This is a genomic window from Arthrobacter sp. BG5, assembly GCF_056680155.1.
On sequence record NZ_CM155268.1, the window covers coordinates 2,186,413 to 2,202,464 of the forward strand.

At 67.3% G+C, this 16,052-nt stretch carries 15 protein-coding genes; 8 read left to right on the forward strand and 7 right to left on the reverse strand.

Translation table 11 applies throughout. The features are described 5' to 3' along the window. Positions 1–37: 37 nt before the first annotated feature. Entirely contained in the window at positions 38–1,270 is a 1,233-nt protein-coding gene (locus tag AC1MBE_RS10145; RefSeq protein ID WP_479777871.1) for a multicopper oxidase domain-containing protein, read from the reverse strand. 284 nt (positions 1,271–1,554) lie between these two features. On the opposite strand from AC1MBE_RS10145, the gene AC1MBE_RS10150 reads away from it, so the two are divergent. Then, on the forward strand, positions 1,555–2,340 hold the full coding sequence (locus tag AC1MBE_RS10150) for a GNAT family N-acetyltransferase (protein ID WP_479777873.1): 786 nt from the start codon (positions 1,555–1,557) through the stop codon (positions 2,338–2,340). A 139-nt stretch (positions 2,341–2,479) separates the two neighbouring features. Further along, the gene (locus AC1MBE_RS10155; RefSeq protein ID WP_479777875.1) at positions 2,480–3,010 is read left to right on the forward strand and encodes a class I SAM-dependent methyltransferase; all 531 of its coding nucleotides are present in this window, start codon (positions 2,480–2,482) and stop codon (positions 3,008–3,010) included. A 46-nt stretch (positions 3,011–3,056) separates the two neighbouring features. Here the strand turns inward: AC1MBE_RS10155 and AC1MBE_RS10160 are convergent, their stop codons facing one another. Both AC1MBE_RS10160 and AC1MBE_RS10165 read right to left on the reverse strand, forming a co-directional pair. Continuing rightward, complete coding sequence (locus AC1MBE_RS10160) at positions 3,057–4,763, reverse strand: HNH endonuclease signature motif containing protein (RefSeq protein WP_479777877.1); 1,707 nt, start codon at positions 4,761–4,763, stop codon at positions 3,057–3,059. A 506-nt stretch (positions 4,764–5,269) separates the two neighbouring features. After that, positions 5,270–5,740: an N-acetyltransferase family protein gene (locus tag AC1MBE_RS10165; protein ID WP_479777879.1), complete on the reverse strand. Its 471-nt coding sequence runs from the start codon at positions 5,738–5,740 to the stop codon at positions 5,270–5,272. A 242-nt stretch (positions 5,741–5,982) separates the two neighbouring features. Here AC1MBE_RS10165 and AC1MBE_RS10170 point away from each other — a divergent pair, with 242 nt between their 5' ends. Continuing rightward, positions 5,983–6,561, forward strand: coding sequence for a flavodoxin domain-containing protein (locus AC1MBE_RS10170; RefSeq protein WP_479777881.1), 579 nt, complete (start codon positions 5,983–5,985; stop codon positions 6,559–6,561). Positions 6,562–6,770: 209 nt separating this feature from the next. Here the strand turns inward: AC1MBE_RS10170 and AC1MBE_RS10175 are convergent, their stop codons facing one another. Continuing rightward, positions 6,771–7,136 carry a ClpX C4-type zinc finger protein gene (locus AC1MBE_RS10175; RefSeq protein WP_479777883.1) on the reverse strand — a complete coding sequence of 122 codons (366 nt, stop codon included), beginning with the start codon at positions 7,134–7,136 and terminating at the stop codon, positions 6,771–6,773. Positions 7,137–7,199: 63 nt separating this feature from the next. On the opposite strand from AC1MBE_RS10175, the gene AC1MBE_RS10180 reads away from it, so the two are divergent. The 4 genes from AC1MBE_RS10180 to AC1MBE_RS10195 all read left to right on the forward strand — a co-directional run bounded on the left by AC1MBE_RS10180 (position 7,200) and on the right by AC1MBE_RS10195 (position 11,434). Then, positions 7,200–8,549: an MFS transporter gene (locus tag AC1MBE_RS10180; RefSeq protein ID WP_479782566.1), complete on the forward strand. Its 1,350-nt coding sequence runs from the start codon at positions 7,200–7,202 to the stop codon at positions 8,547–8,549. Between the two features lie 424 nt (positions 8,550–8,973). Then, entirely contained in the window at positions 8,974–9,579 is a 606-nt protein-coding gene (locus tag AC1MBE_RS10185; protein WP_479777885.1) for a malonic semialdehyde reductase, read from the forward strand. A 48-nt stretch (positions 9,580–9,627) separates the two neighbouring features. Then, on the forward strand, positions 9,628–10,164 hold the full coding sequence (locus AC1MBE_RS10190; protein WP_479777887.1) for a 2'-5' RNA ligase family protein: 537 nt from the start codon (positions 9,628–9,630) through the stop codon (positions 10,162–10,164). A 103-nt stretch (positions 10,165–10,267) separates the two neighbouring features. Further along, on the forward strand, positions 10,268–11,434 hold the full coding sequence (locus AC1MBE_RS10195; protein WP_479777889.1) for a GGDEF domain-containing protein: 1,167 nt from the start codon (positions 10,268–10,270) through the stop codon (positions 11,432–11,434). A gap of 26 nt (positions 11,435–11,460) precedes the next feature. Here AC1MBE_RS10195 and pgm read toward each other — a convergent pair whose 3' ends face one another. Next, positions 11,461–13,122 (reverse strand): phosphoglucomutase (alpha-D-glucose-1,6-bisphosphate-dependent), encoded by a 1,662-nt coding sequence (gene pgm, locus AC1MBE_RS10200; protein ID WP_479777891.1) that lies wholly within the window; start codon positions 13,120–13,122, stop codon positions 11,461–11,463. Between the two features lie 132 nt (positions 13,123–13,254). Between pgm and AC1MBE_RS10205 the strand changes: the two genes are divergently transcribed. Beyond that, entirely contained in the window at positions 13,255–13,710 is a 456-nt protein-coding gene (locus AC1MBE_RS10205; protein WP_479777893.1) for a DUF4190 domain-containing protein, read from the forward strand. On the opposite strand, the gene AC1MBE_RS10210 is transcribed toward AC1MBE_RS10205, so the two are convergent. Together AC1MBE_RS10210 and AC1MBE_RS10215 are read right to left on the reverse strand one after the other, a co-directional pair. Then, the gene (locus AC1MBE_RS10210; RefSeq protein WP_479777895.1) at positions 13,700–14,560 is read right to left on the reverse strand and encodes a phosphotransferase; all 861 of its coding nucleotides are present in this window, start codon (positions 14,558–14,560) and stop codon (positions 13,700–13,702) included. The two genes, AC1MBE_RS10205 and AC1MBE_RS10210, sit on opposite strands and share 11 nt — an antisense overlap. Before the next feature lie 5 nt (positions 14,561–14,565). Beyond that, complete coding sequence (locus AC1MBE_RS10215) at positions 14,566–16,035, reverse strand: peptide MFS transporter (RefSeq protein ID WP_479777897.1); 1,470 nt, start codon at positions 16,033–16,035, stop codon at positions 14,566–14,568. Positions 16,036–16,052: the final 17 nt, after the last annotated feature.

The window sequence follows — 16,052 nt, forward strand, 5'->3', positions numbered from 1 at the left end:
GTGAGCCTACCGATCAGGGACCGCCGCCCCGGTCCTTTTAGGGCGTATGGCCGGTATGGCTGCCGTTCCCGCTGCCGGGGCTCGCCGCGTCAACTACCCGGTAACGGACCGACATCCCGGCGCTGAGGTGGTCGTTGACGTGGCAGTGGAACAGCCAGGTGCCTACGTCGTCGGGGACCATATCGGCTACCACCATGCTCGCTGGCAGCAGGTTCACGACGTCGGTGCGCATCCCCAGCGCTGTCGCGGTGTTTCCGTGCCAGTGCGGGGTGTGCAGGTCGACTTCGGTGCCCATGCCCATCAGGTACCAGCGGACCCGATCGTCCTTTTTCATGGTCAGTGCATCCAACGGCAGGTTGCCGAAGACATAGCCGTTAATGGAGTGCATCAGGTTGCTTTCGCGGAACTCTTCATTGGCCGGGTCCACGGAACCCGGGGCGCCGGCGAAGCGTCCGATATTGCGTTTCAGGTACGGGCTGGCGTTTTCATCGCTGACCTTGAACTGGACGAAGAATTCCCGGTCGACGTCGTTGGGGGTTCCGTCCGCGCGGGCCGCGTCGGACTTGGTGATGACCATCGGACCGACCAGGCCGGCATAGTCGTCTCCGACCTCGTCCTTGTGCGAGTGGTACATCCACATCACGGAACTCCCGTCCATGGGGCCGGGGCCGGCCCTGTCCGGGACCTTGTAGTTGTAGGTGTAAACGGTTCCCGGCGGGACGGCGTCGTCACCGTGGTCCGACGCCCCGGTGCCATCCTCGTACGGGGCGCCCTCATTGGCCTTGTCGTAGAACACTCCATGGACGTGCACCGACGCCGGGCGGTCAAGGTTGTTCTTGAAGACCACCTTGATGGTGTCACCCACGACGCCTCGGATGACCGGGCCGAGCATGCCCAGATGCCTGTCCGCGTCGCTGCGCGGCTGGAGCTTCGTGAAGGACGCGTCCGTGTAGTCACGGTACAGCGACTTCCCGTAAGTGGTGCCGATCCTCTGCGGGCCCTGCTGTGTGAAGACGGCCGCGGTTTTGTCGAAGGGTGTGCCCGCATTCTGGTTTACTCCGGAAGGCGCATAGTTCCAGTCGACCTCGTCCGCTCCGATGAAGTAGGTCCGGGTCTGCGGAACGTACTGTCCCTTTGCGGGCGTTGCCATCGCCGTGCAGCCTGCGAGGGTCGCGCTCGTCGCCAGAGCCGCGGCCATGGCGACGTAAAGCGCAACCAGAATCCTTCGCGGCCAGAAGAGAGGCCCGCGGCGCGCTTGTTCCAGCGTCATGACATGACTGCCCATTTGTTAGCCTGCCTTCGCTGCCTAACGGAGAGACTTGAGGCTTAGCGACTTAAGCGTAGGACGGAGACCCCGTTAAGCGTAGGGCCGGGACCCTGCTTCTTAGTTGCCGGATCCGTTGGACGGAGTGGGGCTGCCCGGGTAGCAGAGCGAATGTCGCCCGAAGTGCCGATGAGCTTTGTGCGGCAGGCGTCGTCGCCGGCTGCAACTAACCCCCTGCAACGGATCCCGACCCCACAGCAGAGATGCTGGCCGCTGTACCGTGGGGGCCAATGGATGCTTCGAAATTTCTTGCAGCGTACGACCAGCAGCTCCGGACCGATGCGGAGACCCCGGGTGCGGTCGACGTCGAGCGGTTAGGCCCCTTGCGGCTCGTGACTTTCGCGGGCGGCCGCGGATTCGTGACGTATCAGGACCTGGCCGGAGCCGGCGCGGCAACCATTGCAGGATGGGTAGCCGAAGCCCTTGCCTTCTACCGCGCGGATCCGGAAATCGTGCGGGTCGAATGGAAAACCCGGGGCCACGACCATGCGCCCGGACTGCACGAGACGCTGCTCGAAAACGGGTTCGAACCTGACGAGACCGAGTCGGTAATGATCGGGGCCGCCAGCGCCTTGGACGTCGACGTAGAGCTGCCAAGCGGGGTGAGCCTCCGGAGAGTATGGGACGAACCAGACATCCGCGGCATGAGCGCCATGCAGGACGAAGTCTTTGGCAGCCCGATCGCCGACGCCAACGCAGACGCAATCCTGCGCCGGATGGCCCGGAACGACGGGATGGAACTCTGGGTTGCCGAACACCAAGGCGTGATGGTGAGCGCCGGTCGCCTGGAGCCGGTTCCGGACACTGAATTTGCCGGTATCTGGGGCGGGGCCACGCGCAAACAATGGCGCGGCCGAGGGATCTACCGGGCGGTCACCGCGGCTCGTGCCCGGGCTGCCCTGTCACTGGGCAAGACGCTTATCCACAGCGACTCAACCGAATACTCGCGACCAATCCTGGAACGCTATGGCATGCTCCGGGTCTCGACGACGACGCCGTACCTTTGGCGGCGCTGAGCGCCGGAATGCCGCGCCGGCCGTGGCATGCTGAACCGGTGAACCAGGGACCGGACTACGCTGCCTACGCCGCAAAAATGCGCCACCTGGCTGTCTCCGGCGGCGACCTCGAAGTAGACGCGCGCTTTGTCGACATGCTGTGCCGCGGAAGGCCCACATCCTGGACGTGGGCTGTGGAATCGGGTCGGCGGTCGGCGCCCTTCGACATCGCGGCCACCTCGCGTACGGCCTCGATCCGACCGACGCCGTGCTGGCGGTGGCCCGCGACCTGTTCGACCCCTCGTGGTTTCGACGCTTGGGCGGCGGAGATATTTCTGCCGCCGCGCTGCGCGACGTAGGCCTCCCCGCCGCCTATGACCTCGTGCTCATGTCAGGAAACGTCCCGGCCTTCCTCACGGACGAGGCTCTGGCGACGACGTTCAGGCAGGCCGCCTCCATCCTGAACCCCGGCGGCGGCCTGGTCGTCGGGACCTCTACCAAGGCCCGGGGAGGCCCCAAACAACAAGATCTCGCGGCCGCAGGAACCGGACTCGCCCTGATGCATCGTTACTCCGACTGGCACCTTGGCGCGTTCTGCGAGGATTCGCCTTGGTCGGTGAGCGTCTACGCGACCGCGGGTTCACGACGGGCCGCCGAGGGATCGGACGGGATCTTCGTCCTCGGCTCGTGAGGCCGGGCCCGCCCGCCGGGCGCCACAGGTTGACCGGGTGTGTGGTTCAGCATCTGAAGTAGTGGTTTCTTTGGGGTGTTTGGTGGGGGTCGAGGTGGGGTGGCGGGATGAACCAGGGGATTCCGGTGCGGAGTTGGATGGTCCATTGTTCTTTGTGGATCAGGTGGTGGTGGTGGGAGCAGAGGAGGACGCCGTTGTCGGTGCTGGTGTTGCCGCCGCGGGACCAGTAGGTGATGTGGTGGGCTTCGCACCAGGTGGCGGGCATGGTGCAGTTGGGGAAGGCGCAGCCTTGGTCGCGGGCGGTGATGGCCTTGCGGATGTGGGGCGGGAAGATCCGGGTGGTGCGGCCGATGTCGAGGATGCGGCCCTGGCCGCCGAGCAGGATGGGGATGATGTCGGCGTCGCAGGCGATTTTGCGGATGGTCGCTGCGGTGACGGGGCCGGTGAAGGCCAGGGTCCCGGTACCGGTGAACCCCATCGGGCGTGTGCCGCGTCCGCCGGCGTCCCCGGTGCCGGTGAACCCCATCGGGCCTGTGCCGCGTCCGCCGGCGTCCCCGGTGCCGGTGAACCCGAACGGACCGGCCCCGGTGCCGGTGAACCCGAACGGACCTGTGCCGCGTCCGCCGGCGCGGGCGTCAACGGCCCTGGCGAACGGGCCTGTCTGGCTGTCGGTGGCAGGGTCAGCGTTGGTGTTGGTGGCGTTTAGGAGGCGTTGGAGGAGGTCGCGGTAGTCGATGGTGACCATGATCTGGGGGCGGTGTCCGCCGGTGGCGGGCAGCCCGCCGGACGTGAGGGCTATTTGGCAGCCGCCGACCAGGCCATCGAGGTATTTCTGCGGCCGGGACCGCCAGTCCAGCCCGCCCGGCACGAACCCCTCAGCCCCGTCGTCCCCGCCGCCGTCCGCCCCGGCCTCCCCGCCGCCGTTGGCCCCGCCATTGTCTGTGGCGGCCGGGCTGCCGTTTGCTGTCCCGGCGGGGGTGGTGCGGGGGTTGGTGGCGGTGTTCATCACGGTGAGGAGGGTCTCGAATTGTTCGGTGGTGGCGAAGATTTCCAGGTGGTGCAGGCCGTGGCGGGGTTTACGGATGAACGCGCCCTGTAACTGGCGCAGGACCTCCTCGGAAGGTTCGGCGCCGTCCTGGTCGATGGCGTCCAGCCAGCGCCGGGTGACCCGGGCCAGGAAGTCCGGATCGTGCCCGGCCGCGGTGGCGGTGAGGGAGTGTTCCATCCGGGCGGTCGTGGCCGGGTCGCACAGGGGCCGGACCCGGTCCAGGGCCTGGGCGATGATGGTCGCGGACCGGGACGGCACGGTCCCGGCGGCCACGGCGGCGGCGAGTTCCTCATGCAGGGGCGGGAGGATCTGGCCGGTGATCCCGGTGCGGGGCAGGACCGCGGCGGTCAGGGACAGCCGCCGGTGCGCTTCGGTGCCGGTGATCTGCAGCCGGTCCCGGAGGAAGTCCCCGCTCTTGCGGTAACCGTCATCCAGGACCGGGGAATCCGCGGCGGCGGCTTCCTTCCGGGTCCGGTCCACCGCGGCCGCGCCAACGAGCTGCAGGAACTCCAGCCCCCGGGCGAGTTCCTCGACCCCGGCGGCGTACTCCGCGGCCTCCGCGAACCCGAACAGCGCCGCGTCCGTAACCGCCGTCGCGCACAACTCCCGCACCTGCCCCAGAATGTTTCCCAGTGCAGGGACCGGGCGGGCAGTATCACCGGGCCGGGTGGCCGGAGAAACGGTGAGAGCTGCGCTGGTTCCCATGAATCAATCCTGCCGCTGACCTACGACACTATTAGCCGCACCACTGCCCGCACCAGAACAGCCGGCACCCGCCCCGGGCCAGGGCAGCACACCCCGCACCACCGGCACCCACCGGCACCCACCGGCCCGGGTCGCCGGAGGAAAGGTGAGAGCTGCGCTGGATCCCATGAACCCATACAACCAGGGACCCACGACAGTAAACGCCGTAATGGACCCAGCTAAACCGCCTTTGCACCCGGGCAGCCCGCCCCGCGCCACAGGCACCCACCGGGCAGCAGCGTCAGGCCATATGGCGAGACGAGAAGCGAGAACTCCACTGATTCCCATGGACCAATTCTCGTGCTGGGCACTGACACTATTTGCGGCACCCAGTCTCGGGCTGCAGCTGCGCCTTTCGGCTGCCACTGACGCCCACGAAACTCTGACGCGGGACGGCGTGGTTATATCGTCCAGGGACGGTACCCGGCAGCATCCGGTTCGCCCGGACAGTCCCTGTCCGCGCCGTCCTATGCCCGCAGATCAAGGGTGAAACCCGGATGGTCCGGAAAGTCACCTACATGGTCCGCCCGGAAGCCCAAGGCTTCGTAGAAGGCGACCGCCGACGGTCTTGCTTGCCAGTCGAGGATCATCGGCTGGGGCCGGTTTCTCGACCAGTTAAAGATGAAGTTCATCAGTGACTTACCCACGCCGAACCGCCGTGCCTCCGGATCCACGTACAGGTCATGCACCCTTCCCGTAGTAAAGGTTGTGCGCAAACCCGGTCCGAAGTCCTGGGCCAAGGCGTAGCCGAGCAGCCGGCTGCCCGACTGGGCAACCGCAATGCACCAGGTGTCGTCGGCAACGGCGCTTGCGTAACGACTGTCAAAGTCCTGCTGAGGCAGATCCCGGGCGCGGGGCGTGAAAGCGATCGACAACCTTCGAACTTCTCCGGCGTCTTCCGGCAAAGCGGGACGGACGGTTAATTCCGCAAACATCATTCGCCGGTCCTTCCTCTAGCAATCCCGCGGACTTCCGACCAACATACTGCGCTTCGGTCGTCGTCGGTCTTGGACCGCCACGCCCGTCGCAGGCCAATTGGATCGGCCCTGCACCACAGGGTCACCGGCGTCGAGTCCTCGCCTTTTCAACCCGCCGCACTTCCCCGTGGCGGGACCTATGGCAGGTTACAACCGGCCCGAGCTTCCAACAGACTGGAGCGAGGAAGGTAGGAGGGTCAGCCATGAGGGTTCTCGTTGCTTATGCAAGTGCTCTGGGGTCCACCCGGGAAATAGCCCAGCACATAGCTGAGCGTATGGCTGTTTCGCTGGGCCCGGTCGAGTGCCGGTCCGTGGAGGAGATCGAGGCTGTCTCCGGCTACGAAGCTGTCGTGGTCGGCAGCGCGATCCACAACCAGGCGTGGCTCCCGCCGGCTTTGCTGTTCGTATCACAGCACGCGCACGAGCTGGCCCAGCGGCCTGTTTGGGCCTTCAGCGTCGGAATGTCCGACGCCCTGCCTAAGCTGTTTCGCAAGCGTGGTGCGCTACTGCAGCAGCAACGCCTGGAACGATCTCAGTTTCAGGACGTCCCACTTCGCGGCCACAAAGTCTTCTCGGGTGTCTACGAGGCCGGGCAGATGCCCGCGCCGCTCCGGCTCCTGTTCCGGCTTACAGGCGGCCGCTTCGGTGACCTGCGGGACTGGGTGGCCGTCGACGGCTGGACAGATGAAATCACCGCGCAACTCACCCAGCCCGCTTCGTCCACTCCTTCAGAAGACACGGGCGTCCAGGGTCTCCCGCCAGACCGGTCGGACGGCGGCTGAACGAAGTCCTGGCGAAGGGACGGTCCCGGTGAGAGTTCAGGCGGTTGCGTACTCCCGCCCCCGGACGTGGGCCGCCAACTCTCGTCCTCCCTGCAGCACGACGACGCCTAGGCGCCCCGGGCGCCGAAGGGGCGCGAGGTGGCGTGGCCCGCAAGTGCGCCGCCCGCAATTATCGCGTGCCAGCCACAGTACGGCGGCCCCTCGCAGGTTCAGACCAAGGTCTTGAACCGTTCCCAGGCCGTTTGCCGGGTGATGCCCAAGGCGGCGCCGATCCTGGACCAGCTGAGGTTCCTTTCCCTGGCCGCGCCGACCCAGCGCTTCAGCTGCTCCTCGAGCTGGAAGCTGACGCGCGAGATTTCCGGCAAATGCTGAAGAATTTCCTCGTTACTCAGCTGTTCCCAAGCGGGCCCCAGTGAGGGTGCCGCGGAACCCATCGGGGCGGCCAACAGGTCCCGCGCGGTGCCGACGCAGTCCTCGCAGATCGCGATTCCCGGTCCGGCAACCAGCCGCCGGCCGGGGGTCCCGTCGCGGCCGCAGAATGAGCAGTAGCGCCGGTCTGCATCGTTGTTGGTCATCTGTTTCCTCGCTTATCAAACGGTTCCGTTGACAATGTCAGGTCGTGCCTGACATTGTCAGGTGTGACCTTACGCATTTCCAACTCCAAGGGTAGCTGTCATGCCCCGGCAGGCGAGGGCGCTGACGCCGTGCCTGCACGGGCTCTCCTGCGGGGGCCGTTCGGGTGGCTCTTCATTGCGGGGATCGGCGACGGGCTGGGTGACGATGTCGCCCGTTCGCTACTGCCGGTCGTCGCGGTGGCCGGCCTCGGCGCCGGCGCTTTCGAAGCCGGCATCCTCAATGCTCTGGGCATGGCGGCCTTCCTGGTCCTGGGAGTCCCCGCCGGGGTCCTGGTTGACCGCTGGCCCCGGAAACCCGTCCTGATCTGTGCGAACATTGTCCGGGCGGTGGCCGTGCTGACCGTGCCCCTGGCCTACGCAACGGGAGCGCTGGGGCTTTGGCACCTTTTTCTCGTCGCCGCCGTCATCAGTGCTGCCGATGTTTTCTTTACCACAGCGCATTCGGCATTTATGCCCTCGCTCCTGGCCGGTGACCTGCTGGCAGCTGGCTATGCCCGCGTGCAGGCCGTCCAGAGCGGTTTGGCCGTCACTTCCCCGGGCGTTGTAGGTCTTCTCATCAAAGTGATTGCCGCGCCTGCCGTCCTGCTCATCTCCGGTCTGGCCTATCTGTTCTCGGCGGCCGTAACGTGTGCGTTGCCCGAGGCGCGGGCAGGGCGGCCCCAGGCCTCGGCGGGCTTCTGGGCGGAGGCTAGCCACGGGCTGTCGTTCATGCTGAAGCACCCGCTAGTTTGGCCATTGATGGGCTCAGTGGCGCTTGTCAACGCCGCCGGACTTTGGGGAGCCGGGGCGAAAGTCGTCTTTGTGCTCAATACCCTCCGGGTGCCGGTGGACCAGGTCGTCGCACTTGGTGCCGTGTCTGCTGTCGGTGGATTGATTGCCTCGCTAATGGCGACCGGTGTGACCCGGCGCCTGGGAATCGGCAGGACGAAAATTATCGCGAGCGTGGCCGGGGCCGGGTGCATGTTGCTAGTGCCTGCGGCCCCCGCCTTGGGGCTGCAGCCCGTGTTCTGGGTCGGGCTCTCCGGCTTTGGCTGGTCCTACTTTGTTGTGCTCACCGGACTGGCAGGTGCCGGCATCCTGGCCCGACTCGTTCCGAGAGAACTGATGGGCAGGGCGATGTCCAGCTACCGTCTTGTCACCCTGGGGGCGATGCCCGTGGCGAGCCTCGCGGGAGGCTCTCTGGCGCTCCTCGCCGGGGAGCTTGCCGTGCTCTGGACCACGGCCGCCATTGCGGCTGCCTCGGCATTGCCCGTGATTTTCTCCCCGCTCAGGGCTTGGAAGACGTTCCCCGAGGAACTGGACGTCCAACACGCAGGGCGTTTCTCAGCGACGGCGGCAGAAGGCCTCGCGTGACAGGATCCGTCCGTCGTCTAGATTTGGGTCGACGGAGTGCGAAGAGATCCTTACCGGCGGGAATTCGAGCCTCGTGGTGGGCGTGGGGGACACCGTTCGTAGGACTTCCGGGTCGTGAACACCGGCCGTTCACGCCTTGCTGGACACGCTCCGCGCCAGCGGGATCAGCCGCGTTCCGGCGGCGGCTGGCCTGGACGAGCAGGGGCGCGAGATCCTGTCGTTCCTGCACGGACAGTGCCGCCCGGACGCCGTCGGACGCGCTCCCGAGACGCGGCCCATTCGCACCCCAACGATGGCGAGCTGGTCCTTAATGGGAGTGGGCGACGTCACCCGGTGAGCCGGGAAGCAGCGGTCCCGGGGCTCCGTTGAACCTAGGGACAGCAGCAGCGCCCCGGCCGGGGCGAGCCCAGCGAAAGGGACGCGAATGACGATCGCCCATGAAGAAGCAGTAATTGACGCCGCAGCAGTGGACGCCATCTTTGCCCAGGCGCGCACCGCCAACGCCTTTACCGGGGAGGTCACGGACGAGCAGGCCCGGGCCATTTACGAGCTGACCAAATTTGGTCCCACCGCTTTCAATTCCCAGCCGCTGCGCGTCACCTATGTCCGGTCGGATGAGGCCCGCGCCGCGCTGGTGGACGCACTGTCCGCCGGGAACCGCGCGAAGACGGCGTCCGCGCCGCTGGTTGCGATCCTCAGCGTCGACACCGCCTGGCATGAGCAGTGGGACACCTTCCTTCCCGGCTATAACGCCCCCAAGGCCATGTACGACGCCGCCCCGGACCTCGCCGCGGCCACCGGGAACAACAACGCCCACCTGCAGGCCGGTTACTTCATCCTCGCCGTCCGGTCGCTGGGACTCTCCGCCGGACCGATGACAGGTGCCGACTTCGGCAAGATCGACACGGCGTTCTTCCCGGACGGCAGCCAGAAGAGCTTCATGGTGGTTAATATCGGCCAGGCCGCCGAGGACGCCTGGGGCGCCCCGAAGCCGAAGTTCGCTTACGAGGTCGTTGTCCGCACCGTCTGAGGCCCGCATGCCTCCGCCCGTGTCAGAGGGCGGTGGCAGACTATGCCCATGCGGAACCTGATTGTGGTCGCTTTCCTGGAGCCCGTCACCGAGGGGATGGAATTCCCGCGGGACGCCTGGCCGCTGCACATCACGCTGGTGAAGTTCGACGTCGTCGATCGGCTTCCCGCCGACGCCGCCGACGGCGATGACGGCGGCACCGCCGTCGCCGGGGACAGGCTGGCCAGCCACGTGGCCGCCCGTATGGATGCTCCCGTGCGGGCCGCGCTGGGCTCCGCCGTGACCGTCGGATTGGAGGCAGGCTTCGGCCGGGCCGGCTCCATCCCGGTCAGCCTGATCGAACCCAGCGCACCGCTCCAGACCCTTCACGAAGCCCTCGTCGACGTGGTCGCGGCGCTGCCCGGACGCATCGCCACCCCCGGCTACACCATGGCGGGTTACCGCCCGCACGTGTCGCACCGCGGCGGCAAGGGGCCCCGTGCAGGCGGGCAGCTGGCGCTGGACCGGATCGCCCTGGTGGATATGGCCCCCGACGGCGGACACGCCACGCGGCGCGTGCTCCGGCTTTGGGAGGCCACATTGTGAATGAACCTCTTCATTTGCGGCCCAAGGTGCAATACTGGGGTCAAATTGGGACTGACACCGACGGATACTGGGGTCACTGGGTGCGTGCTGGGGGAGCCACAGGATGATGCTTGACACCTCCACGTTGCGTGTCGCCCTTGCGGTCGTGACCCTGACGCTGCTGTGCCTGTTCTACTTCATCACCTACCGGCGCACCCGTTCCCCGTTCAGCGCCTGGTGGTGCTCGGCGCTGCTGCTCTTCCTCACCGGATCCGCGTCCTACCTGTTGGACGGCACCTCCCACCAAACCTGGGCAAACCCGCTGGGCAACACCCTGCTGGTCGGCGGAGCCGGGGCCATGTGGGCCGGTGCCCGCTCACTGCGCACCGGAAACCCCAGGCTGTGGTTCCTGCTGGCAGGGCCGGCGGTGACGGGCGTCGTATCGGTCCTGGACCACCCGGCGACGAACAACTGGTCCGGCGGACCGGTGCTGCTGGGCATGATGGCTCTGATGCTCGGGCTCTCCTCCCGCGAGCTTTTCCTGCTCGACGTCGACTACTCCCGGGTGCACCGCCCGCTCGCTTACGGCTCCGGCCTCCTGACCGTCTTCTACGTAGGCCGCTTGGCCGCGTTTCTCCTGGATGGGCCGGACGGACCCGTGTTCGTCGCCTATTTCGGTTCCGTGGTGACCACGCTGCTCACATCGATGGTCCTGGTGCTCGCGTCCTTCACCATGGCCGAGTTGAGCAACGAACAGCTGACCCGGGACCTCAGGGCACGCGCCACGGTTGACGGGTTGACTGGCCTCCTGAACCGCACCGCCTTTATGGACCTGGCAGCCAACGAACTGCGCAGGCTCGGCAACGCCCGGACCACCGCGGCGCTTGTGTTGGCGGACCTGGACCACTTCAAGGCCGTCAACGACCAGTACGGACACGCCGCCGGGGACGCCGCGCTGCAAACGTTCGCCGCCGCGTGTACGTCCTCGGTCCGCTCCACCGATCTCGTGGGCCGCTACGGCGGCGAGGAATTCATCCTGCTCCTGCCGGGCGTCACCCCGGAACGCGCCGGGGAAATGGCGGCCACCATCAGCCGACGGCTGCAGGAGGCGCAGCCCAGCGTCGAGGCCCGGCTGCCCACCGTTAGCTATGGCATCGCCTCCACCGGCCCCGGCCGGACTGATCTGGAGGCGCTGGTCGCCTCGGCCGACGCCGCTCTCTACCGCGCAAAGACGCTGGGCCGGGACCGGTCCGTGCTGGCCGCCAGCCTCCGCGAGGAGCAGACGGCCTGAGGCCGCCGCCCCGCCCGGAGGGGCGGCTAGGAAATAACCCCGTCCACCAAAGCCTTGGCCTCGGCCTGCACCTGCTTGAGGTGTTCTGCGCCCTTGAAGGACTCGGCGTAGATCTTGTAGACGTCCTCGGTGCCTGACGGTCGGGCCGCGAACCAGGCGTTTTCGGTGACCACTTTGAGTCCGCCGATGGCCGCACCGTTGCCGGGCGCCTCGGTCAGCTTGGCGGTGATGGTTTCGCCGGCGAGTTCCGTCGCAGTCACGTCCGAGGGCGAGAGCTTGCCCAGGGCAGCCTTCTGCTCCCGCGTCGCGGCGGCGTCGATGCGTGCGTAAACGGGATCGCCGAACTGGTCGGTAAGGCCCTTGTACAGCTGCGACGGCGATTTTCCGGTGACCGCCGTAATCTCGGAAGCCAGCAGTGCCAGCAGGATGCCGTCCTTATCGGTGGTCCAGACGCTGCCGTCCTTCTTATTGAACGAGGCGCCGGCGGATTCCTCCCCGCCGAAGGCGCCCTCGCCGGACAGCAGACCGGGCACAAACCACTTGAACCCGACCGGAACCTCCACGAGCTTTCGGCCAAGGCTTTCGGCCACCCGGTCGATGATGGACGAGGACACCAGGGTCTTGCCGATCACCGACTGCGGGTTCCAGCCGGCCCGGTGCCGGTACAGGTAATCGATCGCGACGGCGAGGTAGTGGTTGGGGTTCATCAGCCCGCCATCCGGCGTGACGATGCCGTGCCGGTCGGCGTCGGCGTCGTTACCGGTGGCAACGTCGAAGGGCGCGGACCCGTCCGCACCAACAGCCATGCGGTTGATCAGGGAGGCCATGGCTGAGGGAGAGGAGCAGTCCATCCGGATCTTCTCGTCCCAGTCCAGCGTCATGAAGGCCCACTGCGGGTCCACGGTCGGGTTCACCACGGTGAGGTTCAGATGGTGGCGTTCGCCGATTTCGCCCCAGTAATCCACCGACGCGCCGCCCATGGGGTCGGCGCCGATCCGGACACCCGCCTCGCGGATCGCGTTCAGGTCAAGCACCGAGGGCAGGTCATCGACGTAGCTGCTCAGGAAGTCGAACTTCCCGGTGGTGCCGGCGGCCATGGCATCCGCGATGGGAACCCGCTTGACCCCGCGCAGTCCGTTCTCGAGCAGTTCGTTGGCGCGGTTGGCGATCCAGCCGGTGGCATCGGTGTCCGCCGGGCCGCCGTGCGGCGGGTTGTACTTGAAGCCGCCGTCGCCGGGCGGGTTGTGGCTCGGCGTCACCACGATGCCGTCGGCCTGCGGCGCTCCGGCGGCGGAGTTGTTGTTGTGGGTCAGGATGGCGTGGCTCAGCGCCGGGGTGGGCGTGTAGCCGTGGCGGGCGTCGATCAGCACGTGCACGCCGTTCGCGGCGAGGACCTCAAGCGCGGAATTCTGCGCCGGCTCGCTCAGGGCATGCGTGTCCTTGGCGAGGTACAGCGGCCCGGTGATGCCCTGGCCGGCGCGGTATTCCACGATGGCCTGGGTGATGGCAAGGATATGGGGTTCGTTGAACGACGCCTTCAGGCTCGACCCGCGGTGGCCGGAGGTCCCGAACGCCACCCGCTGGCCAGGGTCGCCCAGATCCGGCGAAACATCGTAGTACGCGTCCAGGAGCGCAGTGAGGTCAACAAGGTCTTGGGGTTGGGCAACTGTGCCCGCGCGGCTAGCCATGGCTCCAGCATGCCAGACGAGGGCGCCCGGCAACATGATTTCGCTGGAAACGGGCCCGCTGTGACGCGGCAGCTGCGGCCGGGAAATCGGCGCGGCGCTACTCTGGACGTACACATGTCAGAGGGGAATTTCATGACCGAGCAGCCCAGGCCCGGGAACGGCGAGGCGTACCGGGGCTACCAGCCGCCGCCGCCGTATCGTCCGCCGTACGGAGATGACGGCCACGTTCCGCCGATGCCGGCAGGCGCACCGCACCTGGGGCAGCCGGCCGGCAGCTACGGCCAGCCGACGGGTCCTTACGCCGACGCCTACGGCCAGCCGTACTACTACGGCGTGGCTCCCGCTCCGAAGGGCCTGAGCATTGCGAGCCTGTGCTGCGGCATCGCGTCTTTCCTGGGCTTCGGCTTCTTCCTGCTCCCGCAACTGGCCGCCGTCGTCCTCGGTCACCTGGCGCTCAACCGCGAGCCAGGCGGCAAGGGCCTCGCCATCGCGGGCCTCGTCCTCGGTTATGCCGCGATCGCCATCACCCTTTTGGTGGTGGTCACGCTGGGCGTCGCCTTCGCAAACGCGGATTTCATCACCCGCTAAGCGCGGCCACCAGCCGCTCCGCGTTGGCCTCCAGCCAGCCGCGGCGGCGCAGGATAAGTCCGCCCACGCCGTCGTTCCACATCCGGGCCCAGCCCCCGCCGAGCACCGCCGCGTTGTGCCGCATCCGTTCATAGCTCAGCGCCGTCGCCTCGATCCCGAAAGCAGGCAGCGTCCGCCGTTCCTCCTCGCCCCAGCCGTACGCGTCGGCGAAAATCCGGAGCCGCCGGAACGGGTCCGTGCCTTCCCAGCCCGGCCAACCGTCGGCCGGGTCGCGGAGCGGCACCCAGTGCATGGCGGTATTGAACGAATCCTTGAAAGCCGTGCTGGGGCCGGCGAGGTCGAAGTCCACCAGCCCGGCGGCCAGGCCGTCCCGGACCACCACGTTCTGCGGCGTGACGTCAAGGTGGCACACGAGTTCCGCCGGGTCCTGGCTGACTGCGCCCGCTGGGATAAAGCGGGGCGGAAACGGGTGGGCGTCCGGCACAAAGCCGGCGGAGGCGGTGTGGAGCCGGCGCAGTAACCGCGCCACCGAGGCCAGCAGCTCCTCGGACTGCACCCAGGCCTCCGGGACCGGGCCGGCGCGCTGCCCCGGCAGGAAGGTCAGCACGTCCCGGCCATCCGCGTCCCGGCCCAGGTACCGCGGGGAACCGTCAAAACCGGCGTCCTCGAGCCAGTCGAGGTAGCCCGCAACGGCAAGGCTCTGCGGCTGGTGCGGGCGGCGGATGGTGCCGCCAACCCGCACCACGCCTTCAGTGACATCGCCCGCCGGCATGAGTTCGACGTCGGACGCCTCGCCGGGGGCGGGGACGTAGACGCGCGCCTCAACCGGCGGGCGATCTCGGGTGCTCATTCAGCTCAGCGTACGCCGCCCATGAGCTTCTTGATGGCAGGCGAGGCCGCGGCCAGGCCGACGGCCAGGAGCATCGCCGTGCCGCCGACGCCGATGAAGTACGGCAGTTCGTCGTCGGGGTTGTAGAGCCCCGAGAGCAGGCCGGCCAGCGTGGTGCCCAGCGAAACCGAGAGGAAGAACAAGGCAACCATCTGCGTGTGGAAGGCCTTGGGGGCCAGCTTGGTGGTGACGGACAGGCCGATGGGGGAGAGGAACAGTTCGGCGAGCGTGAACAGCAGCAGGATTCCCACCAGGGCCAGCAGCGGCGTCTTACCCTCGCCGGCCAGCGGGATGAAGGCCAGGAACGCCAGGCCCATCACGAAGAGGCCGATCGAGAACTTCAGCGCCGAGCCCGGCTGCCTGCGTCCCAGCCGGGTCCACAGGGCTGCCATAACGCCGGCGAAGATGATGATGAACACCGGGTTGATCGACTGGACCCAGGCCGCCGGCATTTCCCAGCCGAACAGGTTCCGGTCCAGCTTCTCCTCCGAGTACACGGCAATGAAGGTGAACTGCTGCTGGAAGAGCGCCCAGAAAGCGGCGGAAGCGATGTAGAGCGGGATGAACGCTGCCACCCGGCTGCGCTCGGTGGCGTTGACCTTCTTGCTGCTGAAGATCAGCACGAAGTACAGCGCCGACGCGCCGATGGCCGCGTACGCCATGGAGAGGGCAAGGTTGCCGGCGTTGACGGCGCCGGTGGCCAGCAGCACGGCGATGACCACGGCGAGACCGGCGAAGATCAGGCCGTAGCGGGTGCGTTCGGCGGCGGGCAGTGCGTTCGGTACCCGGTGCGCCTCTTCAGGCAGCTTGTTGCGGCCCAGGGCGTAGATGCCCAGGCCCACGGCCATGCCGACGGCGGCGGCGCCGAAGCCCCAGTGGAAGCCCTGGCTTTCCTGCAGCCAGCCGGTGACCAGCGGGCCGATCAGGGCGCCGGCGTTGATGCCCATGTAGAAGATGGAGAACCCGGCGTCGCGGCGCTCGTCCTTCTCGCGGTACAGGCTTCCCACCAGCGCGGTGGCGTTGGCCTTGAGGCCGCCGGATCCGACGCCGACCAGCACGAGGCCGGCGACCAGGCCCGGGATCCCCGGGATGAGGGCCAGTGCGATGTGGCCGGCCATGATCATGATCGCGGAACCGAAGAGCACACGCTCGGAGCCGAAGAGCCGGTCCGCGAGCCAGGCGCCCAGGATGGTGGAGAGGTAGACACCGCCGCCGTAGGCGCCGACCAGGCTGGCGGCGAGGGCCTTGTCGATCTCAAGGCCGCCCTCGGCGGCTGTGAAGTACATGTAATAGAGGAGGATCCCCTGCATTCCGTAGAAGGAGAAGCGCTCCCACATTTCTACGGAGAAGAGGCTGGCCAGCATCTTTGGGTGGCCAAAAAACGAGGTATCGCCCGGCGTTGTAGCGGGGGGATCGGCTAAATGAGTTGTGCTCATTTACTTAATGCTGACAC

Coding starts and splice junctions, on each gene's coding strand:
- AC1MBE_RS10145 (WP_479777871.1), bottom strand. CDS start 1,270: ATGACGCTGGAACAAGCGCGCCGCGGGCCTCTCTTCTGGCCGCGAAGG.
- AC1MBE_RS10150 (WP_479777873.1), top strand. CDS start 1,555: ATGGATGCTTCGAAATTTCTTGCAGCGTACGACCAGCAGCTCCGGACC.
- AC1MBE_RS10160 (WP_479777877.1), bottom strand. CDS start 4,763: ATGGGAACCAGCGCAGCTCTCACCGTTTCTCCGGCCACCCGGCCCGGT.
- AC1MBE_RS10165 (WP_479777879.1), bottom strand. CDS start 5,740: ATGATGTTTGCGGAATTAACCGTCCGTCCCGCTTTGCCGGAAGACGCC.
- AC1MBE_RS10170 (WP_479777881.1), top strand. CDS start 5,983: ATGAGGGTTCTCGTTGCTTATGCAAGTGCTCTGGGGTCCACCCGGGAA.
- AC1MBE_RS10175 (WP_479777883.1), bottom strand. CDS start 7,136: ATGACCAACAACGATGCAGACCGGCGCTACTGCTCATTCTGCGGCCGC.
- AC1MBE_RS10185 (WP_479777885.1), top strand. CDS start 8,974: ATGACGATCGCCCATGAAGAAGCAGTAATTGACGCCGCAGCAGTGGAC.
- AC1MBE_RS10190 (WP_479777887.1), top strand. CDS start 9,628: ATGCGGAACCTGATTGTGGTCGCTTTCCTGGAGCCCGTCACCGAGGGG.
- AC1MBE_RS10195 (WP_479777889.1), top strand. CDS start 10,268: ATGATGCTTGACACCTCCACGTTGCGTGTCGCCCTTGCGGTCGTGACC.
- pgm (WP_479777891.1), bottom strand. CDS start 13,122: ATGGCTAGCCGCGCGGGCACAGTTGCCCAACCCCAAGACCTTGTTGAC.
- AC1MBE_RS10205 (WP_479777893.1), top strand. CDS start 13,255: ATGACCGAGCAGCCCAGGCCCGGGAACGGCGAGGCGTACCGGGGCTAC.
- AC1MBE_RS10210 (WP_479777895.1), bottom strand. CDS start 14,560: ATGAGCACCCGAGATCGCCCGCCGGTTGAGGCGCGCGTCTACGTCCCC.
- AC1MBE_RS10215 (WP_479777897.1), bottom strand. CDS start 16,035: ATGAGCACAACTCATTTAGCCGATCCCCCCGCTACAACGCCGGGCGAT.